Source organism: Serratia oryzae (assembly GCF_001976145.1).
Taxonomy (GTDB): Bacteria; Pseudomonadota; Gammaproteobacteria; order Enterobacterales; family Enterobacteriaceae; genus Chania; species Chania oryzae.
In genome coordinates this window covers 1-20,374 of the sequence record NZ_MOXD01000018.1, presented here as the reverse complement: position 1 = coordinate 20,374, position 20,374 = coordinate 1, and the positions used below count along the sequence as shown (strand labels likewise).

General features: G+C 55.4%; 19 protein-coding genes. 16 read left to right on the top strand and 3 right to left on the bottom strand.

All coding sequences use genetic code 11. The annotated features are described in order from the left end of the window. Window positions 1-476 precede the first annotated feature (476 nt). The 3 genes from BMI79_RS21600 to BMI79_RS23680 form a co-directional block, all read right to left on the bottom strand. Window positions 477-1,283 (bottom strand): helix-turn-helix domain-containing protein, encoded by an 807-nt coding sequence (locus BMI79_RS21600; RefSeq protein WP_076944216.1) that lies wholly within the window; start codon window positions 1,281-1,283, stop codon window positions 477-479. A 340-nt stretch (window positions 1,284-1,623) separates the two neighbouring features. Beyond that, window positions 1,624-1,941, bottom strand: a complete 318-nt coding sequence (locus BMI79_RS21595) for a FaeA/PapI family transcriptional regulator (protein ID WP_076944215.1) — start codon at window positions 1,939-1,941, stop codon at window positions 1,624-1,626. 365 nt (window positions 1,942-2,306) lie between these two features. Continuing rightward, the gene (locus BMI79_RS23680) at window positions 2,307-2,603 is read right to left on the bottom strand and encodes a hypothetical protein (RefSeq protein ID WP_125828861.1); all 297 of its coding nucleotides are present in this window, start codon (window positions 2,601-2,603) and stop codon (window positions 2,307-2,309) included. A gap of 98 nt (window positions 2,604-2,701) precedes the next feature. On the opposite strand from BMI79_RS23680, the gene BMI79_RS21590 reads away from it, so the two are divergent. The 16 genes from BMI79_RS21590 to BMI79_RS21510 all read left to right on the top strand — a co-directional run. Next, complete coding sequence (locus BMI79_RS21590) at window positions 2,702-3,238, top strand: fimbrial protein (RefSeq protein WP_076944214.1); 537 nt, start codon at window positions 2,702-2,704, stop codon at window positions 3,236-3,238. Between the two features lie 70 nt (window positions 3,239-3,308). After that, complete coding sequence (locus BMI79_RS21585) at window positions 3,309-3,842, top strand: fimbrial protein (protein WP_076944213.1); 534 nt, start codon at window positions 3,309-3,311, stop codon at window positions 3,840-3,842. A gap of 123 nt (window positions 3,843-3,965) precedes the next feature. Next, entirely contained in the window at window positions 3,966-6,548 is a 2,583-nt protein-coding gene (locus BMI79_RS21580; RefSeq protein WP_425272367.1) for an outer membrane usher protein, read from the top strand. 11 nt (window positions 6,549-6,559) lie between these two features. Then, window positions 6,560-7,309, top strand: coding sequence for a fimbria/pilus periplasmic chaperone (locus tag BMI79_RS21575; RefSeq protein ID WP_076944211.1), 750 nt, complete (start codon window positions 6,560-6,562; stop codon window positions 7,307-7,309). A gap of 61 nt (window positions 7,310-7,370) precedes the next feature. Next, entirely contained in the window at window positions 7,371-7,910 is a 540-nt protein-coding gene (locus BMI79_RS21570) for a fimbrial protein (protein WP_241679982.1), read from the top strand. A 19-nt stretch (window positions 7,911-7,929) separates the two neighbouring features. Next, window positions 7,930-8,418 (top strand): fimbrial protein, encoded by a 489-nt coding sequence (locus BMI79_RS21565; protein WP_095996172.1) that lies wholly within the window; start codon window positions 7,930-7,932, stop codon window positions 8,416-8,418. 11 nt (window positions 8,419-8,429) lie between these two features. Next, a complete protein-coding gene (locus BMI79_RS21560) occupies window positions 8,430-8,963 on the top strand; it encodes a fimbrial protein (RefSeq protein ID WP_076944210.1) in 534 nt (177 codons plus the stop codon). A 90-nt stretch (window positions 8,964-9,053) separates the two neighbouring features. Continuing rightward, entirely contained in the window at window positions 9,054-9,872 is an 819-nt protein-coding gene (locus BMI79_RS21555) for an MrpH family fimbial adhesin (RefSeq protein WP_143555415.1), read from the top strand. 750 nt (window positions 9,873-10,622) lie between these two features. Next, the gene (tssB, locus tag BMI79_RS21545; protein WP_076944207.1) at window positions 10,623-11,120 is read left to right on the top strand and encodes a type VI secretion system contractile sheath small subunit; all 498 of its coding nucleotides are present in this window, start codon (window positions 10,623-10,625) and stop codon (window positions 11,118-11,120) included. A gap of 27 nt (window positions 11,121-11,147) precedes the next feature. Continuing rightward, window positions 11,148-12,716, top strand: coding sequence for a type VI secretion system contractile sheath large subunit (gene tssC / locus BMI79_RS21540; RefSeq protein ID WP_076944206.1), 1,569 nt, complete (start codon window positions 11,148-11,150; stop codon window positions 12,714-12,716). 11 nt (window positions 12,717-12,727) lie between these two features. Next, window positions 12,728-14,080: a type VI secretion system baseplate subunit TssK gene (tssK, locus tag BMI79_RS21535; RefSeq protein WP_076944205.1), complete on the top strand. Its 1,353-nt coding sequence runs from the start codon at window positions 12,728-12,730 to the stop codon at window positions 14,078-14,080. Continuing rightward, window positions 14,077-14,763 carry a type VI secretion system protein TssL, short form gene (gene tssL / locus BMI79_RS21530; RefSeq protein ID WP_076944204.1) on the top strand — a complete coding sequence of 229 codons (687 nt, stop codon included), beginning with the start codon at window positions 14,077-14,079 and terminating at the stop codon, window positions 14,761-14,763. The genes tssK and tssL overlap by 4 nt, the downstream gene beginning before the upstream one ends. Continuing rightward, on the top strand, window positions 14,763-16,484 hold the full coding sequence (locus tag BMI79_RS21525) for an OmpA family protein (RefSeq protein ID WP_076944203.1): 1,722 nt from the start codon (window positions 14,763-14,765) through the stop codon (window positions 16,482-16,484). Before tssL ends, BMI79_RS21525 begins: the two co-directional genes overlap by 1 nt. A gap of 12 nt (window positions 16,485-16,496) precedes the next feature. After that, on the top strand, window positions 16,497-16,988 hold the full coding sequence (locus BMI79_RS21520; protein WP_076944202.1) for an Hcp family type VI secretion system effector: 492 nt from the start codon (window positions 16,497-16,499) through the stop codon (window positions 16,986-16,988). A 351-nt stretch (window positions 16,989-17,339) separates the two neighbouring features. Next, window positions 17,340-19,964 carry a type VI secretion system ATPase TssH gene (tssH, locus tag BMI79_RS21515; RefSeq protein WP_076944201.1) on the top strand — a complete coding sequence of 875 codons (2,625 nt, stop codon included), beginning with the start codon at window positions 17,340-17,342 and terminating at the stop codon, window positions 19,962-19,964. After that, window positions 19,961-20,374, top strand: a 414-nt coding sequence (locus BMI79_RS21510) for a contractile injection system protein, VgrG/Pvc8 family (RefSeq protein ID WP_279626684.1), incomplete at its 3' end; no start/stop codon positions are given. The genes tssH and BMI79_RS21510, both read left to right, overlap by 4 nt.

Here is a 20,374-nt window from a genome sequence, read left to right as displayed (position 1 = left end):
TTGGCTGATAGGTTGGAGAACGCGTTTCGAGAGGTGCTTCTGGCAGCAAACGGAGTCCTTCCTCGTCACCATCATAGGGTTAAGCCCCGTCGCTGCAGGTCATGGGGACATAAACATCGCTTCCCGGAAAGATATCCAGCATTCCTAACCTTTTACTTGATTTATCAATAACGGTTTTAAGCGTAGCACAGAGTTCTAGCCTTTCAATTTGTTGCTTGGGTAGGGCTGAGGGATGAACGTAATCTCGGTGTGCGGAAGAAAACGGGCATTTAGTTAAGCGCCAAACTGCATAATTACGCAGCCATTGCTAAAGGAGTTGTCCCCTCTCTCTGAGGGAAAGGGGACTGGTGAGTCTTGTAGTAACAATCATGACGTCTGCCGGCATCCGTTTATAAAGAAATGATATTGGGCTCGGAGCAGAAGTTCCCCATAACAGCCATCGTTCTTACCTATTTTCCGTTAGACGGGGCTGGCGGTTAAACCATTTTGGCCATAGTGGTGCATAGGTTGGGCACATGCTCGGGCTGACTGTTATTCTCTGAGCGTCTATGCCTTGTTAAGACAGGATAGGCGTGGTTTTTCTCCCGTGTGCTTAAGGTCATTGGCGACAGTAAGAGAGCGGTTTCTACGCCTTTTTCTGGTTGTAGGGCAAACCGATAGGGTTTTGCTGGTGGCCGCTCGTTTAAATAGTGCCCGCCGCCCTGCAGGAGCCATTGGTACAGTTCCTGGTTACATCGGAAATTCAGTTTTCGCATAGCGTTTTGCTTATGGGCATTTGCCGTTTTCACGCTGATATTTAAATAGGCACCGGTAGCGCGCCCATTCATCCCTTGGTATACACAGCGTAAAACGTCTCTTTCCCGTGGCGTCAACGGTGACATACATGGGCAATTGGGTTGAAACGAGGCCGATAGCTGGGGTTGCGCAGATAGCACGGAGTCCAACAGGTCAAGTAATGTGAACAACGTTTGATGGCGGTACAATGTTCCAGCGCTGCATTTTTCGCACAGTACTCCACGCTTGAGGGGGTTTTGGTTGCGCCCTTGCAGTTTGATAAAGAACACTATCGGATGGCAATTCCGTTGATGCAAGCGGTAAAGCCACGGAGGCGTGGTGACGAGATCGCCGAAGAAAATGATGTCAATGTTGTCTTCAGTCTGGGTTTCATTAAGTAGATGAATATTTTGATGGCGAGACTGGAAAAACGCTTGTAACCCTAGGCGTAATCCATGGGCAAAATAGCGGTCGGCATCGACGATTAGAATGGAGAGTGGCTGTGCCATGATATGGAGTCCTTTCTACCAAGGTGTCTTTCAGGCGGTGATATACTTGCGATATTTCAAGTTGTTTATGCGCTCTGGCGGCGCGACTCCGCCCGTCTAGGGTTGTGCCCTTTGGGGGGTAATCCCCCATCCCTGTCGCAGGGTTGTCTGCGTTCCTGAGAACGTTCGGACTTGCTGAGTTACTCAGCCCAATTTTGGGTTAGCGCAAATGCCATCCAAAAACACGTTGCGTTTTGTCCTGACACTCGAATTATTTAGAACGTGGAGTAACAGGCACTGTAATGGGCAAATAAGAGTAAAAATAAAAACGGAACAGATATCCGAAGGATAGCGCACGTATTTAATTTTCGACCGTAACTGGCTGCGCCTCTCTTTTTTCATGCTGTTTAGGTAATAGGGTGGGTTCCGCTATATACCAGCGCAAGCTGTTATTGAGGGCACCAGAGGTAACATAAGCTTTTTTATTTTCAACTAACCTCAGAAGATAGTAACGTGCAAGGTAAATGGTAATATCGCAGTACTCGGCTATCTCTCGAGTTTTTGGCCAATTTACTTGTGGCGGAATGGGGGTGTGGTGAACATCCCTCCTGCACAAGTCTCGCAGCGCACTCAGCACGTTATTTAGCTGTTTTTCTCTTTCTTTATTGCGATAAGACATTTTTCACTACCTCCTTTTAATGTGTCTTGGTAGGTCTGAATTGCATGGGATTAAACTTACCTTGCTAATTTTTTCTCTTTTTCGCAATCACGGCGAAGCTATCGAAGATAATATGTGTCCTTTCCATTTGTGTGATGGATAGTCCGCAACCCTAAGTTACCACGGGTTATTGTTTTGTAAAAATGAAAATCACGATCATTGAAGTTGAGTTTGGTATGTTTGGCAGACATTAATTCTGATTAATGCGATTTTGCGACCAGTGCCGTCGCAATAGGATTATTCTGGTGTGAAAATAAGATTTTTATGGCGAAATTGCGCAATTTAGAAAAAATACTTTCAAAGTTTAGGGGCGTTTGTAATAATTTTTACGAAGACAGATTTAGGGTAGGATGTCTGCTAGAGTGGCCTGAAGAATTTCCGGCTTTTAATCTGTTAGGGCTCGATAGATAACAGAGTTCTGACTTTTTATAGTGTGAAATTTGGTCATTTAAATCTGTTGTCCAGATTGCTGTTTTATTTTTTGCTTTGTTCATTGGATGAGGCACCGGTAAAATTTTGCTTTTTTCTGGTACGCTGCCCCCTTCGTAAATAAAGGGGAAGGAAAGGAAGCCTTCTTTTATATCAAATGAAAGGATGCTGCCTGCTATATCAATTCTCGTCAAAATTAAACGGTGCCTGTATTTGTAAGGCGTCGCCTTTACTACGGCGGGGTAATATATCAGGATTTCTCGTTAATTAACGTTTTAAGGATAAAGAAAACATGAAAATGAATAACATTGCGCTGGCTACGATTCTGTCTCTGGGAATGATTTCTCTGGCAAATGCAGATGCCGGTTCGGGCAAAGTCAATTTCGTCGGTAAGATCATCGATGCGCCTTGCTCGATTGCCCCAGAAAGCCTTGACCAGACCAAGAGTTTTGGTCAGGTAGCCAATGTGGCTCTGGTGAATGGCGGTCGCTCCAGCGTACTGAATTTTGATATCAAACTGCAGGGTTGCGATATTTCTGGTACCAAAAACAAGGTACAGGTGACCTTCGGCGGCCCAAATGGCGGTGCTACGGGTAACACTAATACCTTGTTGGCCATTACCGGTGCCCAGGGGGCGAGTATTGCCATGTTCGACGGTTCTAACCAGCCGATCAAACTGGGTACTCCAACAACGGTGCAAAACCTGTTGGCCGGTGCTAACACCCTGAGTTTCTCTGCTTATCTGCAGGGGCATGCTGGTACAACGTTGACGGATATCACCGAAGGTGATTTCACCTCGACCACCAACTTTACGCTGGCCTACAACTAAGACTGGACGTGGCTGCATGCGGCTCCCGCATGCAGCCTTTAACTCTCTTTGTCCATTACGGGAGTCAGGGATGTCAGGAAATACGTTTACGACTGCCACACTGTTGTTACTGGTGGGCGCCGTTACTGTGCTGCCAGCCTGGGGGGGAAGCCGTTTTAACATGAATGGGGCGATTGTCGCCACTGCCTGCGATATCGACACCAAGAGCCGTGACCAGACTATCGACATGGGGACGTTGCCCTTCGATCAGGTGGTTAACAGCAGTCAAGCATTGGCACGCCCTTTCAGCATTAGCCTGGTGAGCTGTGCGTTGAAACATTCTAACGACACTATCTTGGGTCGGCAGCATTTTCGGGTCACGTTTGATGGCCGCAATGAGGATGGACGTTTCGGGGTTGATGGTGAAGCGCGTGGCGTGGCATTGGCGCTGAGTGATGCGCAGGGCAATGAAGCCGTGCCCGGTGTAGAGCTACCCGCACAAACTCCGGTATTGCAGGCCAAGGAAATGCGCCTGAACTATATCGCCCGCATGGTGAGCAACAACCAACCGTTGCAGACCGGCACTTATACCGCTCTGGTGCGCTATCAACTCGAGTATTACTGAGTAGCACGTTGACGTAATGATGGACTGTCAACGCGTCAAAACGGATTTACTTCCCCGGCAGGGTATTCCCTTCAATAACAACCATAACGTCCGGGAAAGCCATTAACGCATAAAGGTCAATGGATGATGAGCACCCCACTTGTAGGAGTAGGAGTACAGGTTTCGCCCCCCCGCCTGTTGCCGCTGCTGATTGCGCTGGCACTGGTGAATGGCCAGGTGTCTGCCACACAACAACCCATCGAATTTAATACCGACGTACTGGATGTGCAGGAGCGCGGCAATATCGATCTGAAGCGTTTTGCTCGTGCTGGTTATGTCATGCCGGGTGAATACAGCCTGGTGCTTAACGTGAATCAACAGGAACTGCCGGAGCAGCCGATTCAGTTTTATCCGGCAGAAAAGGATCCGGCTAACACGGAAGCCTGTCTTCCGGCCTCGTTGGTGCAACAGATTGGCCTCAAGGAAGAATTTACCCGCCAATTGGCCTGGTGGCATGACGGCCAGTGTCTGGCGATCGGCAGCCTTGACGGGATGACAGTGCGCCCCGATTTGGGCAGCAACACCCTGTATCTCAGCATTCCGCAGGCTTATATGGAGTACAGCTCCCCCGACTGGGATCCGCCCGCGCGCTGGGATGACGGCATTCCTGGGCTGCTGTTGGATTATAACCTGAACGCCCAAACCCAGCGTCAGAACCAGAATGACAATGTTCAGAAGGGATATAACCTGAGCGGCAATGGGCTAGTGGGTGCCAATGCGGGCAGTTGGCGGCTGCGGGCCAGTTGGCAGACACAGGTTGATCATCAGACCGGTTCAGGCGAACCCATCCATCAGAAGTTTGAGTGGACACAGTATACCGCCTACCGGGCGATCGCGCGGCTGCGCGCCAAGCTGACGCTGGGCGAAGATTTTCTTAACTCCGACATTTTTGACAGTTTCCGTTACACCGGGGTGAGCCTGGTGAGCGATGACGCGATGCTGCCACCCAACCTGCGTGGCTATGCGCCGGAAGTCAGTGGGGTGGCGCGTACTAACGCCCGCGTGGTTGTCAGTCAGCAGGGGCGGGTGCTGTATGAAACCTTGGTGCCAGCCGGGCCGTTTCGTATTCAGGATCTGAATAACGCGGTATCGGGGCTGATGGATGTTCGTATCGAAGAGCAGGACGGCAGCGTGCAGGCGTTCAGCATCAGCACGGCGAGTATCCCTTATCTGACGCGGCCTGGGATGATCCGCTACAAGCTGGCGAGCGGGCGGCCGACCGACTGGCGGCACCGCACGCAGGGCCCGCTGTTTGCCAGCGGCGAATTCTCCTGGGGGATCAGCAACGGCTGGTCTCTGTTTGGTGGTGGGATGGCAGGCGATGAATACAACGCACTGGCGCTGGGGATTGGCCGTGATCTGATGGCGTTTGGGGCACTGTCATTTGACGTGACCCAGTCGCGGGCGCGTTTGCCGCAGGGAGAGACCCTGAACGGTGGCTCGTATCGCCTGCGTTATTCGAAGAACTTCGACCAGATTGGCGGGCAGGTGACCTTTGCCGGTTACCGTTTCTCGGAACGCAGCTTTATGACCATGGGCGAGTTTATTGAGATGCGTAACCTTGGCGTCCGCAGCCAGAGCAGCAAAGAGATGTATACGGTGTCGTACAGCCAGCAGTTCCGTGACATGGGGCTGACGGCCAACTTGAACTACGACCACCAGACCTATTGGGATCGGGATGCCAACGATCGCTACAGCTTGTCGCTGATGCGTTATTTCAATGTGGGGCGTTTCAAAAACCTCAGCCTGTCGTTGACCGGTTACCGCAATCAGTACAACGGGTTAAACGACGATGGCGTGTTCTTGTCGCTATCGCTGCCTTGGGGCAACAGAGGCTCGGTAAGCTACAGCGGAACGTGGAATCGCGACGACAACACACACCGGGTCAGCTATTCCGATCGCGTGGGCGACCGCGGCAGCTATCAGGTGAGCACTGGCTGGACGCGCAATGGCGCGCTGGCGAGCGGTTTCTACAGCCATCAGGCCGATTGGGCACAGATTAATGCCACGGCCAGCGCCCAGAGCGGGAGTTACACCACGGTGGGGCTGGCGTTGCAAGGTGGGGCTACGGCAACCCGCGAAGGGGCGGCGTTGCATCGTGTCGCAGTACCGGGTGGCACCCGTTTGCTGGTGGATACTGACGGAGTAGCAGATATTCCTATCCGTAACTACGGTGCACCGATGCTGACTAACCGCTATGGCAAAGCGGTGGTGGCAGATATGAACAGTTATTACCGCAACCGGGTGAATATCGATCTGGACCAGTTGCCCGACAACGCCGAAGCGCTGAAGTCGGTGGTACAGGCCACGTTAACCGAAGGAGCCATTGGCTACCGCCGGTTTGACGTGATTGCCGGCGAGAAAGCGATGGCGGTGATCCGGCTGGCGGACGGCACGATGCCGCCGTTCGGGGCGACCGTGCAGAATATGAAAAAACGCGATGTGGGGATCGTTAACGATGGCGGCAGTGTTTACCTGAGTGGCATCCAACGCGGCGAGACGATGACGGTGCACTGGGATGAGCAGGCGCAATGTGAGCTGATATTGCCTGCCGTGCTGCCCGCCGACGGGATGAAAGAATTGCTGCTGCCATGCAGAGCGCTCGCCCCGAAAGCCACCACAACCGATCTGGCGGCAGTACAGACAAACGCAGAGACAATACGATGATGAGACATGAGATGAAAAGAGTGAATACGGGGATGGCGCTGGTCGCCAGCGCTTTACTGTGCGCACTGACGTCGCAGGCCCAGGCGGCGATTGCGCTGGATCGCACCCGGATTATCTTTGCTGGCGGGGATAAGTCGCTCAGCCTGAGCGTGAACAATGACAACCCGCAACTGCCGTATCTCGCGCAGGGCTGGATTGAAGATGCGCAGGGTAACAAGGTGACCAGCCCGTTGACCGTGCTACCACCGGTACAGCGCATTGAGCCCGGGGCGAAGAGCCAGATCAAAGTACAGGCGTTGCCGATGGTGAGCCAACTGCCTCAGGATCGGGAAACACTGTACTACTTCAATCTGCGTGAGATCCCGCCAAAAAGCGATAAGGCGAACACTTTGCAGATCGCGCTGCAAACGCGCATCAAACTGTTTTATCGGCCAAAGGCATTGGTGAAAACCACTGCGGAGATGGCCACGCCGTGGCAGGAGCAACTGACGTTGACCAGGCAGGGTGATAAGTATCTGGTGAGCAATCCGACACCCTATTACGTGACGCTGGTGGATGCAGGCAGCCAGAAAGGGGCGAGCGTATCAGGTTTTGAACCGTTGATGCTGGAGCCGAAGGGGAGTGCTCCGCTGGGGGTAAGTGCATCGTCACTGGGCAATACGCCCGTGCTGACCTACGTCAACGATTACGGCGGCCGCCCGCTGCTGACGTTCCGCTGCGGTGGAACGGATTGCCAATTGGTAGCAGAGAAGAAGGGCTAACCCAAGCCGGTCGTGCCAGGTCACAGGGAGGGCGCGGGTCAGGTCTGCAAGGAGAGAACGAATGCAACAACATTATCCTGTACCGGGTGGGGATCGCCTTGGCGCAATGCGGCTATGGGCGATAGCACATGGCCGCACCGGGGCGCTACTGAGCGTTTTGCTGCTGAGTGCACCATCCATCGCCAATATACCGGTGAATATCAGGGGGACGGTCATTATCCCTCCGCCCTGCACGATTAATAATAACCAGACGATTCGGGTGGATTTCGGTGATGAGATCATGACCACCCGTATTGATGGCGTTAACTATAAACAGGCGATTACCTATAGCCTGAGTTGCGATATCCAGAAGTCCAATAACCTGAAAATGAGTATTCAGGGTAATGCGGCCAGCTTTAACCCGGCTGTGCTGCGTACGGATAAAAACGGTTTAGGGATCGCGTTATATCGCGGGACACAGCCGTTAAATGCCAATACCTGGTTTAACTATACCTACCCCAGCAAGCCGGAGCTTTACGCGGTGCTGGTTAAGCAGAGTGGCGCTACGCTGACCGGCGGTGAGTTTACGTCATCCGCGACGTTATTAATCGATTACCAGTAAACAGAGGGAGACAAAAGTCATGCGGATTTTACAGCTTTCCCTGCTGCTTGCGGGGGTGAGTGGATATTTATCGTTCGCCTTTGCGGCTGGGGGAGATATGGCGTTTCGTGGAACATTACTCGAGCCACCTCCCTGTACCATCAACGGTGGCAATAATATTACCGTTGATTTTGGTGTAAAGGTCGGTATTAAAAAAGTGGATGGCGTTAATTATATGCAGGACATTAATTACAGTCTGGTTTGTGCCCCTAATACTCACAGTTGGGTATTAAAGCTGAAGCTTACGGGAAATAGCACTCTATTTGATAATGCGGCCGTACAAACCAATATTAACGATCTGGGAATTAAAATTCTGCGTGATGGCCAGCCGTTTGTTTTGGGGAGTGAGATTATCACTACACCTGCCAGCAAACCTCAGCTCAAAGCCGTGCCGGTACAAAAACCAGGGGTGTTATTAAAGGAAGGCCCCTTTGCAGCCGCCGTCACGCTCCAGGCGGATTATCAATAATAAGGAACGATATGATGCGGTTTTCAGCACTGCTATTGCCCATGTTACTTGGGCTTATCGGGTTACCGGGTTTGTCTTCAGCGGCCGATAATTTACGTTTCCAAGGGGCATTGGTCGCTGAACCCTGCACATTACGGGCAGCAGATGAAAATATCACGGTCGATTTTGGTTCGATCGTTGATAAATACCTTTATATCAATGGCCGCACGCTAGGGGAACCGCTGGTATTGCATCTAGATGACTGTGATATCAGCCTGGGAAATCTGGTGAAGCTGACGTTTTCCGGGGTTGAAAGCACCCGACTGAACGGATTGCTGGCGATATCGGGGGCGAGCCAGACCCAAGGGATCGCCATTGGGATCGAAACTCAGCAGGGGAATCTGGTGGCACTCAATACTGGGCGTTATAACCAGGGTCTGGTCGCGGGCAATAACACCCTCAACCTGCGGGCCTATGTGCGGGGTGAGCCTGAAGCGATCGCCCAGAAGAGCATTATTCCCGGTGGTTTTACCGCCAGCGCCACGTTTTTGCTCGAATATGAGTAGCCTGTTAATACGGCTACCCCTGATACCCATGATGTGGCTAATTGACACGCGATGGATGAAGGGATAATCACAGGAGTGTTTATGAAAGCCATGAGAAAGATTCTTTTGGCCGTCACGATGCTGACAGCTTTTGGCGCACAGAGCGCGATTTATTCTTATATTACCCGCAGTGATGGCACACCATCGAATGCTAAATATTGGTGGACCATTGAGTATTGGGATACCGCCGATGCTACGCCAAATCCCTGTTATCGATGGGCGCAATGCACAGTATTTATCGGCCACCGGCACAGCGACGCCGGGGAGGCGGGGCCTGCAGTGTCAGACAGTAGGGAGTTTCTTGATGGTATCCAGAATTATTCAACGGTAGGTGAAGTAGGAGCTGCTTTTCAGCGTAAATATGCGCTACCACGCAGTGGCACTCAGAGTCACTCTGGCCCGGCAGTGACGCAGGAGTGCGTTGGGATCTACTATAAATCGACAACTGGTACCGCAAGTGCTGGCGGAAGTGCCATGATGTCCAGCAGCTTATGCGGTATCGTACCGCCCCCGGTGGGCAAGTGTGCATTTACCGAAACCAGCATTGAGCTGACGCACGGCCAGGTTGAGTTGAAAAATATCGAGGGTAATCAAGCCCGGCAGACCGGCTATATCCGTTGTACGCAGGACATGAATGTTGTGGTCTACGCAGCGGGAGCTGGCGGAAACGGCATGGTTAACCTCAGAAATGATGGCAGCTTGCAATCGCGGTTAACTATTGGTGGGAAGAGTGGTTCAGCGGGCGCGCAGATACATGCCCTAGCAGATACCAAGATGCCACTGGAGTTTGTGTCCACCTTGACCAAAGTGGGGAACGTGGAGGCCGGTAATTTCTTCGGTTCGGCCACGGCGATTCTGACAATGCCATAGTCCTGTCTACTCTGCGCTGGGGAATGTTGTAATGGCAATCCCCAGCTTTCAGCGTCAGTTTTAGGTAATACTGCTGAACGATAAAGTTCGCTTAGCGTGTAGTCAGTGATTAACCTTGGTGGCTGATAGCTATCATTTTCAGGCGTACTGCCAAAGCGCTCCTGTCTGACTTCCACTCTCAAAATGGTTAGCATGAGAAATAAATCATACTTAACTAAAATTGCAGTTTTTATTCATTTTATGAATGGTTTTGCGCAGAGGAACCTATTCACTTAATCATTAATTGCCTTAGCGCAGCAGTATGATAAAAAATATCAGGTAATAAATTTCATTTTTAATCACGTTTTTCAACCCTCATCCTTTGCTGGTTTAGCCATTATTCGATGCTATCTCATTGCCGGATTAGCACTTGTCACGCTGGTCCGTAAAATTCTTAATAATCATTGTGATGAAGGGGAGATAGATTGATGTTTTATTGAAACATTTGGTTACATAATTGCGTTTCACTAATCTGAACAAGGTTTCTACACTGCCGTCGGTGAGTTTTATCCGTATTCTTTCTTTATTCAGATAAATCTTATTTACACAGCGCTCTGCCATTATCCTGTAAGGAATGTGCTGGCTTGTGACCCTCTTTTCATCTGCATCCGATGGTGCAAAAAAGGAAATTGTTCTCTGGCAGGGTTAGCCATTCTTATTGATTCCCCAGGGCAGACTGTTCTTCATGGTATCCGTTGAACAGGGTTAGTCATGTCAAATTCCTACCAAAATGAAGTCCCCAAAGCCCGAGTTAATATCCGATTAGACCTGCATACCGGTGGTGCACAGAAACAAGTCGAGCTGCCGCTCAAATTGCTGGCGATGGGGGATTACAGCAATGGGCAAGAACAGCGTCCGTTGTCTGAGCGTGAAAAAATCAATATCAATAAAAATAACTTCGATAGCGTGCTGGCCGAATTCAACCCCAGGCTCACTCTCTCCGTGCCCGACACCCTGTCCGATGACCACGGCGACACCGCCGTCAACCTCAGCTTCAGCGCCATGAAAGACTTCGAACCGGAGCAGGTGGCACGTCAAATCCCGCAACTGCGCGCCATGCTGGCGATGCGCAACCTGCTGCGTGACCTCAAATCCAACCTGCTGGACAACACCACCTTCCGCCGCGAGTTTGAAATCATCCTGAAGGATGAGGCGCTGAGCGACGAACTGCGCACGGAACTGGAAATACTGGCACTCGAAAACTGTTAATCGCCCGGGAAGATAAGGAAGAAACCAATGTCTGGACAGGAAGAAACCCTGCAGGAAAGAACGGCACAACGTCAGAGCCACACTACCACCGTGCTGGAAAAAAATGCCCCGGCGCCGCACAGCGTTTACGCGTCATTGTTTGAAAAAATCAACCTTAACCCGGTTTCCCAGCTTAACGGCATTGAGGCTTTCCAGGATGGTGATGCTCTGGCGGACGTCTCGGCGGATGAGCGCGTTACCGCCGCCGTCAGCGTCTTTTTAGACCTGCTCAAGCAGTCGGCGCAGAAGGTCGAGAAACTCGACAAGAACCTGCTGGACAGCCACATCGCCGCGCTGGATGAAAAAATCAGCCGCCAGTTGGACGCGGTGATGCACCACCCGGAGTTCCAGAAAGTGGAATCCCTGTGGCGTGGCCTGAAATCGCTGGTGAACAAAACCGATTTTCGCCAGAACGTGAAGCTGGAACTGCTCGACATTGCCAAAGACGACCTGCGTCAGGACTTTGAAGACAGCCCGGAAATCATTCAGAGCGGCCTGTACCATCACACCTATATTCAGGAGTACGACACCCCCGGCGGTGAGCCGATTGGGGCGGTGATTTCCAACTACGAGTTTGATGCCAGCGCCCAAGACGTGGCATTGCTGCGCAACCTCTCGAAAGTGGCCGCTGCCGCCCATATGCCGTTTATCGGCGCAGTAGGCCCGGCGTTCTTCCTCAAGAATTCCATGGAAGAAGTAGCCGCCATCAAAGATATCGGCAACTACTTCGATCGCGCCGAATACATCAAGTGGAAATCCTTCCGTGACACCGACGATGCGCGCTATATCGGCCTGACGATGCCGCGCGTGCTGGGCCGCCTGCCGTATGGCCCGGATACCGTGCCGGTGCGCAGCTTCAACTATGTGGAAGAAGTCACCGGCCCAGACCACGATAAATACCTGTGGACCAATGCGTCGTTCGCCTTTGCCGCCAACATGGTGAAAAGCTTTATCGACAACGGCTGGTGCGTGCAGATCCGCGGCCCGCAGGCGGGCGGCGCGGTGACCGATCTGCCGATCCACCTGTACGATCTGGGCACCGGTAATCAGGTGAAGATCCCGTCTGAGGTGATGATCCCGGAAACGCGCGAGTTTGAATTCGCCAACCTCGGTTTCATTCCGCTGTCGTACTACAAAAACCGCGACTATGCCTGCTTCTTCTCCGCCAACTCGGCGCAGAAACCGGCGCTGTATGACACCGCAGATGCGACGGCCAACAGCCGTATCAACTCACGCCTGCCGTACATCTTCCTGCTGTCGCGTATTGCTCACCACCTGAAGCTTATTCAGCGCGAGAACATCGGCACCACCAAAGATCGCCGCCTGCTGGAGCTGGAGTTGAACACTTGGGTGCGCGGCCTGGTGACCGAGATGACCGATCCGGGCGATGACCTGCAGGCGTCGCACCCGCTGCGTGATGCGAAGGTGACGGTGGAAGACATTGAAGACAACCCGGGCTTCTTCCGCGTCAAGCTGTACGCGGTGCCGCACTTCCAGGTCGAAGGGCTGGATGTGGGCCTGTCCCTGGTGTCGCAGATGCCGAAAGCGAAGGCGTAAACGGAGACACGATGAAGATTGATCGTCCGTTATGGACACGTGGGGTCCTGGTGTCCCCGCAGCAGTTTCAACAACAGGCCTCTCTGGAGGCCTGGACCAACGAATGCATTGCGCAGATGGGGGTCTTGCATCCCTGGGGCGTGCTGCATGCCACCTTTGATCAGGACGCGCTGGCGCAAGGGCGTCTGAAAGCGGAACGCCTACAGGTGCGGTTTCAGGACGGTGTGCTGGTCGACACGGACTGTGCCGATCTGCTGCCGCCTACGCTGACCCTGGCGGCCAACCTGCCTGCGGACGCCACGGCGGTCACGGTGATGCTGGCCCTGCCGCAACTCTATGCCAACGGCGGCAACTGCCTGCAACCCGATGAGCGGGCCGAACGGCCGGTGCGTTACCGTCAGACGTGGCGTGATGTGCAAAACCAGTATGGTGACGATAAAAAACAGGTTGCGGTGATGAGCCATGAGCTCACCCTGCGTCTGGACATCCAGGAAAATGGTGACTACCAGATCTGCCCGGTGGTGCGGTTATTACGCGATGCGCAGGGCCGCTGGGCGCAGGACACGCAGTTTATCCCGCCGTTGCTGAGCCTGCGGGCCAGCCCCTGGTGTGAGGGGCAGTTGGAGTCATTGATGGTGCAACTGCGAGCGCGTCTGCAACGCCTGATGGGCATGCGCCGGGAAAGCAATGCGCGCATGGCCGACTTTGCCGTGGCCGACGTGTCGCTGTTCTGGCTGCTGAATGCCCTCAACGGGGCCGAACCGGTGCTGGGGAATTTCCAGCGCTACCCGCAGGTACACCCTGAGCGTCTGTACCAGGAACTGGCCCGATTGGCGGGCAGCCTGCTGACCTTTTCCCTGGAGCATGACGTCACCGCTATTCCGGCCTATCAGCACGATCGCCTGACGGCGGTGTTCCCTCCGCTCTTCACCTTGCTCAATACCTTGCTGGAAGTGAGCCTGCCTTCACGGGTGGTGGCGATTGAACTGGTGCATGAGCCGCGCGTCAATCAGTGGCGCGGTGCCCTGCACGATCCGCGTCTGCGCGAAGAGGTGGATTTCTACCTGTCCGTGCGTTCCTCCCTGCCGGCGGCACAGTTGCAAACCCAGTTCCCGCAACTGTGTAAAGTCGGCGCGCCGGATGATGTCGGCAAGGTGGTGAACATCGCGTTGAGCGGGATCCCGCTGCGCCCGCTGAGCCATGTCCCGGCGGCCATTCCGTTGCGTCTGGAGAATCAGTACTTCGCCCTGGATCTGAACAATCCGGCGGCACAGCAGATGCTGGAAGCAGGAACCTGTGTGTTCTACGTGCCGGGTACGCTGGGTGACATTCAGCTTGAATTGTTTGCGGTGCTGCGATCATGAGCCTGTCGATGAAGCGATCTGCCCCGCACGTGGATATGGATGCGTTACTGCAAGATACTTGGCTGCAGGTGATCAGCCTGCGCCAGGGCATGGCCTGTGAGGAAGGCGAAGGTCAGGTATTGTGGCAGCGCTGCGTGGCCGATATCGAACACATTCAGAAGGCGCTGATTGAGGCGGACGTCAGTGAACAGAGCCGTCAGCACATCCTGTATGCCCAGTGCGCGCTGCTGGATGAAACCGTGAAAGGGCGTAGCGTACAGGATGATGCCTACTTCGTCTGGAGTCATTCGCCGTTGCAGGCCCACTTTTTCAACACACTGGACGCCGGTCATCAATTGTATGAGCGGATACGTAGCGTGTTGCGCGAGCCTGCGCCGGACAGTGCCGTCCTGGTCTGTTTTCACCGGGTGCTGATGTTGGGGTTCCTGGGCGGATACCGTTCCCTAACCGCGCCGGAACGTGAACAACTGGTCGATCAACTCTCGGTACGGGTTCTGCCGTTCAACATGATACCGTCGCAGCCAATCCTGGCCGTTGCGGCCTCACGCCATCGCCTGGGTATCTGGTTACGTTACTGGCCAGTGCGGCTGGTGCTGGCCGGGCTCACTGTGGCCTTGCTGTGGTGGGGGCTCGATCACCAACTGTCTGGTTTATTGCCGACTCTGTTGCCGAGGCCCGCGTAATGTATCCGCGGTGGCGACAGGCTCTCTGGGCGTGGGCAGGGTTACTGGCCAGTATTCTGTGCCTGGTCTTCCTGCCTTTCTCCCCGTTGATCCGCTGGGCCGCTTTCCTGTTGGTTGTCGTGACCTGCGGGTTCGGGCTGTGGCGGGCAGGTCGCCAACCTGAAGTGGCGTTGGCTGATAGCCGTTTTAACGGGTTGCCGGCGGACACCACCCGCTTGCCGGTGGTGCTGGTCTGCGGTGATGGTCTTGCTTCCCTGTTCGGCACCGAGACGCTGCGCCAAAGTGCGCAAGGGTACTGGCTGCGTGTGGGTGACAGCAGCCAGCTTCGTCAGTGCGTACGGCAACTGCTGTGGCAACGTCCTGCGTGGGCTGCGCAGTTGGCGGTGATGGTATCGGTCAACCCACAACAACAGACGGACGCGCGTGCGCTGTCCACCGCATTGCATGAACTCCGCTGGCAACTGGGGCAACTGCGCCGCGATACCCGCTGCCCGCTGCCGCTGCTCCTGTGCAGTACCGTGGCGACCTCGCTCGCCGCGACCCCGGTCTGGCTCTCTCAACAGCAGGCACCGCCTGTCACTCTGTGGCCGAGCGTCACCCAACTGGAAACGTTGGCAGACTGGCAATGCCAGGGCAGCCATACAGGGCAGGCTGAGCGGATGATGCAGGCGGTGCTGTTCCGTCATCACCAGAACTGGCTGCAGGCGCAGGTGCTGCCCGCGCTGCAGACACACAGCGACGAGGTGGCCGCAGTCTCCCCGCAGCAGGTGGTTCTACATCAGGTGGCCGGGCTACAGGGGCAGGCTGCTGCGTCTCTCTGGCAGCAGTGGCTGGCAGCACACACCGCCCTGACCCGGGTAGCAGGTTGGCACCCTGAACCCGTTACCGACGGTCGCGCACTGCCTTTTCCTGACTTTCTCTTTTCCACTCTGCCGATGGGCAGTGGCGTGTCGCCACGCCAGTATGCACTACGCCATGCCGTCACCCTGTTGGGGGTGGCTGCTGTGGTGGCCCTGTGTAGCAGTGCCTGGCAAAACCGGCAGCTCGTGCAGCGTGTCGCGTTCGATATTCACCATTACGACAGCGTAGAAATGAAAGATCACGACCTGAAAGCCCGCGCCGTTGCCGTGCTGCGTCAGGATATGGCGCTGCTGGATGAACAGTTTCGCAACGGTGAACCGCTGCGTCTGGGCCTCGGGTTGTATCAGGGAGAACGCCTGCGCCAGCCGCTGATGGCCGCCATTAAGGGCTATGTTCCTCCCGCGCCCGCAGCGGTTTCCCTCGCCGCATCGACGGTGGATACCCTGCAGACCGTGCAGTTGGATAGCCTGTCGCTGTTTGATACCGGCAAGGCCACGCTCAAACCCGACGCCACCAAAGTTCTGGTGGCGGCATTGCTTAACATCAAGGCCAAACCCGGTGAATTGATTGTGGTGGCCGGGCATACCGACAGTGCGGGTGATGCACACACCAATCAGCCACTCTCGTTGAAACGCGCCGAAGCAGTACGTGACTGGATGGTGCAGAACAGCGCAGTGCCCGCACGCTGTTTTGCGGTGCAGGGCTTTGGGGCGACTCAACCGGTGGCCAGCAATGAGACGGCTGCCGGGCGAGCGGCCAATCGCCGCGTTGAAATCACTCTGGTCCCGGCGGCTTCGGCCTGCCCGGAGCCAGGTTCGATAACCGGGTCACCGGAACACGTGACCTTATTACGTCAATAAAAGGAGCTTTACATGGCAATTCCAGTCTATCTCTGGCTGAAGGACGACGGTGGTGCAGACATCAAAGGGTCGGTGGATGTGCAAAGCCGCCAGGGCAGCATCGAAGTGGTGGCACAGGATCACAGCCTGTACATCCCAACCGACAACAACACCGGCAAGCTGACCGGTACCCGTATCCACACGCCGTTTGTATTCACCAAGGAAATCGACGCCTCCAGCCCGTACCTGTACAAGGCGGTGACCACCGGTCAGACACTGAAAACCGCCGAGTTCAAATGGTACCGTATCGATGATGCGGGCCAGGAAGTGGAGTACTTCAACACCAAACTGGACAACGTCAAAGTGGTGAAAGTGGCACCGAAGATGCACGACATCAAGGATCCGGGTAAAGAGAAGCACAACCACCTGGAAGAGATTGAACTGCGTTACGAAAAAATCACCTGGACCTACAAAGACGGCAACATCATTCATTCCGATGCCTGGAACGAACGTACTACCGCGTAATCCGTCTGCTTGTTAATACTGTTCCGGTAAGCAAAAAAAGCATTATGCCGTAGAGGCTAAATGTGATGCCCCCTCTCCCTGTGGGAGAGGGCGGGGTGAGGGGATTTAGGTCGGTGATCGCCCCTCACCCTAATCCCAAGAGAGGGAACTGATTAATCCTGGCGGGTTACTTGTTGTGTTTTTGGCTGAGTAAAGGCAGCTACCCCCTGCAATGTGAAAGACGACGGGGATATTCAGCCAAACGCATTCACAATAAATCCAATGACCTTATGGGCCTCGGTTAACGGTTATGGGCGGTAGCGTGCCTGCACGGCATCATGACGGGCAGGAAAAGAGAACAGGGAAGAGGGCATGAGCAATCATTCAGCACGTTTATTACATCGGTTAAATCCTTACTGCGCCCAGGCATTGGCGGCAGCGGCCACCTTGTGCCAGACTCGCGGCCATGCGGAGATCACCGTGGAGCACTGGCTGCTCAAATTGTTGGAGCAAGGGGACGGTGATATCTCGATGATCGCCCGGCGCTATGACTGGGATCAGGACGCCCTGTGGCACGGGTTGCTGGCACACCTGGAGCGTTTGCCGCATCAGTTCCAGGGCAAACCGCAACTCTCGGCCCCGCTGGAGCACCTGATACAACAGGCCTGGCTGGAAGCCTCGGCCCAGGTCAATACGGACGCAGTGCGCTCATTACATGTGCTGATGGCCCTGGCCGCAAACCCCTCTCTCGTCACCCAGAGCGCGGCATGGCCGCTGCTCAGCCTCAGTGCCACGCAACTGGCCCATCTGCTGCCTCTGCTGGATGCACAATCGGACGAACGCCCTGCCAAGCCCCCAGGGCTGGAATGGCCGGTTAACGTACCGGTGCAGGCCACGTCGTCCATCGCCGAACCGAATCAGGCTCTACAGGCTGAACTGGATAAATTTACTCAGGATTTAACTGCCAAAGCGCGCAGCGGCCAGATTGATCCGGTGTTGGGGCGCGACAACGAAATCCGCCAGATGGTGGACATTCTCTCCCGCCGCCGCAAGAACAACCCGATCCTGGTGGGGGAGCCCGGCGTGGGGAAGACCGCCCTGGTGGAAGGGCTGGCGCTGCGCCTGGTCGAGGGCGATGTCCCGGCCAGTTTGAACAACATCACGATACGCACCCTCGATTTAGGCCTGTTGCAGGCGGGAGCCGGCGTGCGCGGCGAGTTTGAACAACGGCTAAAGAACGTGATTGCGGCAGTGCAACAGTCACCGACGCCGATATTGCTGTTTATCGACGAAGCCCACACCCTGATTGGTGCGGGCAATCAGGCAGGCGGTGCCGATGCGGCTAACCTGCTGAAACCGGCGCTGGCGCGCGGTGAACTGCGCACCATCGCGGCCACCACCTGGTCGGAGTACAAGCAGTATTTTGAGCGTGATGCGGCGTTGGAGCGGCGTTTCCAACTGGTTAAAGTGGAAGAGCCTGATGATGTAAACGCCTGCCGGATGCTGCGCGGCCTGAAGGCGCGCTATGCCAGCTATCATGGGGTGCATATTCGCGATTCGGCGGTAAAGGCGGCCGTAACGCTCTCGCGCCGTTATCTGACCGGCAGGCAGTTGCCGGATAAAGCGGTCGACCTGCTGGATACCGCCAGTGCGCGGATACGCATGGGGCTGGACAGCGAACCGCAGCAAATGGTGCATCTCAGAGCGGAACTGGCAGCGTTGACCCTCGAGCAACAGGCGATTGAGCGTGATAAGGTGCTGGACCCGGCGGTTGACCCGGCCCGCCTGGCGGACATCAGTGACCGGCTGCGGGCACTGCAGCAGCATGAGGTCCGGCTGGCGGTGCAATACAAGGCCGAGCGTGCGTTAACCGAACAACTGCTGGCAGCACGTCAGGACGGTAGCCGCCGTGAGGAGTGTGACGCACTGCGGGCACAGTTGCACGATATCCAGCGCTGCAACCCGTTGTTGTGGCTGGACGTGGATGCCCGGGCGGTGGCGACGGTGATTGCCGACTGGACCGGTGTGCCGCTGGGCAGCCTGCTGAAAGACGAACAGAGCGAATTGCTGCAGCTCGAACGCCAGTTGGCGAAACGGGTGATCGGGCAGGAGGCGGCGCTGGGTGAGCTGGCACAGCGGCTGCGTGCCGCCCGCGCCGGGCTGACGCCAGACAACGGCCCGCAGGGCGTGTTCCTGCTGGTCGGCCCGAGTGGCGTGGGCAAGACCGAAACCGCGCTGGCGCTGGCGGACACCCTGTTTGGCGGTGAGGCGTCGCTGATCACTATCAACCTCTCCGAATACCAGGAAGCGCACACCGTTAGCCAGTTGAAAGGCTCACCACCGGGCTATGTGGGTTACGGCCAGGGTGGCATTCTGACCGAAGCGGTGCGCCAGCGGCCTTACAGCGTGGTGTTGCTGGATGAGGTGGAGAAGGCCCATCACGACGTGCTCAACCTGTTCTATCAGGTGTTTGACCGGGGCGTGATGCGCGACGGCGAGGGGCGGGAGATTGATTTTCGTAACACGGTGATCGTGATGACCTCAAACCTTGGCAGCGATGCGTTGATGTCATACCTGAACCAACACCCCGAGGCACCAGAGAGCGCATTAAACCAACGGCTGTACCCGCTGCTGCGTGACCATTTCCAGCCTGCGCTGCTGGCGCGCTTCCAGACCCTGATTTACCGCCCACTGGGTGCGGTGGCGCTCAAACGCATCGTCACCATCAAACTGGCGCAGTTGGCCCAACGGTTGCAGCAGCATTACGGCCTGCGTTGTGTGATGGAAGACAGCCTGACCGACGCTCTGGTGGCGGCCTGCCTGCAACCGGACAGCGGGGCGCGCCATATCGACAGCCTGCTGAACCAGCATATCCTGCCGGTATTGAGCCAACAACTGCTCAGCCAGCAGGCAGCGAAACACCACCCCACCCGGCTGATGCTGGGGTGGGGCAAGGACGCGGGCATCCTGCTCGAATTTGATGGAGAAAAACGATGAGTAATCCCTCCGCCGCACTATTTTTCGACCACAGCCACCACAAATTAGCGGTCCGCGGCAGCAATGCTCAAATAGATGTACTGGGCTTTACCGGTGAGGACGCGCTGAGCGCGCCGTTCCGTTACGCTATCCAGTTCACCAGCCGCGACAAGGCCATCGCCCCGGACACCATGCTGATGCAGGACGCCGCCTTCACCCTGCAGGCCGAAGCTTTTGGCGTGTCTATTCAACAGCCGCAGCGGGTTATTCAGGGGGTGGTCACCGGCTTCAAGCGCCTTTCTAGCTCGCGCGACGAAAGCCACTATGAAGTCTGCCTGCAACCGCGCTTGGCGCTGCTGTCACGCAGCCATCAGAACGCGATTTATCAGGATATCTCGGTGCCGGGCATTGTGGAGAAAATCCTGCGGGAA

What these genes read in the sequence shown, in the direction of transcription:
- BMI79_RS21590 (WP_076944214.1), top strand. Translation starts at nt 2,702, where the DNA reads ATGAAAATGAATAACATTGCGCTGGCTACGATTCTGTCTCTGGGAATG.
- BMI79_RS21555 (WP_143555415.1), top strand. Translation starts at nt 9,054, where the DNA reads ATGAGAAAGATTCTTTTGGCCGTCACGATGCTGACAGCTTTTGGCGCA.
- tssH (WP_076944201.1), top strand. Translation starts at nt 17,340, where the DNA reads ATGAGCAATCATTCAGCACGTTTATTACATCGGTTAAATCCTTACTGC.
- BMI79_RS21560 (WP_076944210.1), top strand. Translation starts at nt 8,430, where the DNA reads ATGATGCGGTTTTCAGCACTGCTATTGCCCATGTTACTTGGGCTTATC.
- BMI79_RS21520 (WP_076944202.1), top strand. Translation starts at nt 16,497, where the DNA reads ATGGCAATTCCAGTCTATCTCTGGCTGAAGGACGACGGTGGTGCAGAC.
- BMI79_RS21565 (WP_095996172.1), top strand. Translation starts at nt 7,930, where the DNA reads ATGCGGATTTTACAGCTTTCCCTGCTGCTTGCGGGGGTGAGTGGATAT.
- tssK (WP_076944205.1), top strand. Translation starts at nt 12,728, where the DNA reads ATGAAGATTGATCGTCCGTTATGGACACGTGGGGTCCTGGTGTCCCCG.
- tssB (WP_076944207.1), top strand. Translation starts at nt 10,623, where the DNA reads ATGTCAAATTCCTACCAAAATGAAGTCCCCAAAGCCCGAGTTAATATC.
- tssL (WP_076944204.1), top strand. Translation starts at nt 14,077, where the DNA reads ATGAGCCTGTCGATGAAGCGATCTGCCCCGCACGTGGATATGGATGCG.
- BMI79_RS21525 (WP_076944203.1), top strand. Translation starts at nt 14,763, where the DNA reads ATGTATCCGCGGTGGCGACAGGCTCTCTGGGCGTGGGCAGGGTTACTG.
- BMI79_RS21585 (WP_076944213.1), top strand. Translation starts at nt 3,309, where the DNA reads ATGTCAGGAAATACGTTTACGACTGCCACACTGTTGTTACTGGTGGGC.
- tssC (WP_076944206.1), top strand. Translation starts at nt 11,148, where the DNA reads ATGTCTGGACAGGAAGAAACCCTGCAGGAAAGAACGGCACAACGTCAG.
- BMI79_RS21570 (WP_241679982.1), top strand. Translation starts at nt 7,371, where the DNA reads ATGCAACAACATTATCCTGTACCGGGTGGGGATCGCCTTGGCGCAATG.
- BMI79_RS21575 (WP_076944211.1), top strand. Translation starts at nt 6,560, where the DNA reads ATGAAAAGAGTGAATACGGGGATGGCGCTGGTCGCCAGCGCTTTACTG.
- BMI79_RS21580 (WP_425272367.1), top strand. Translation starts at nt 3,966, where the DNA reads ATGATGAGCACCCCACTTGTAGGAGTAGGAGTACAGGTTTCGCCCCCC.
- BMI79_RS21600 (WP_076944216.1), bottom strand. Translation starts at nt 1,283, where the DNA reads ATGGCACAGCCACTCTCCATTCTAATCGTCGATGCCGACCGCTATTTT.
- BMI79_RS21595 (WP_076944215.1), bottom strand. Translation starts at nt 1,941, where the DNA reads ATGTCTTATCGCAATAAAGAAAGAGAAAAACAGCTAAATAACGTGCTG.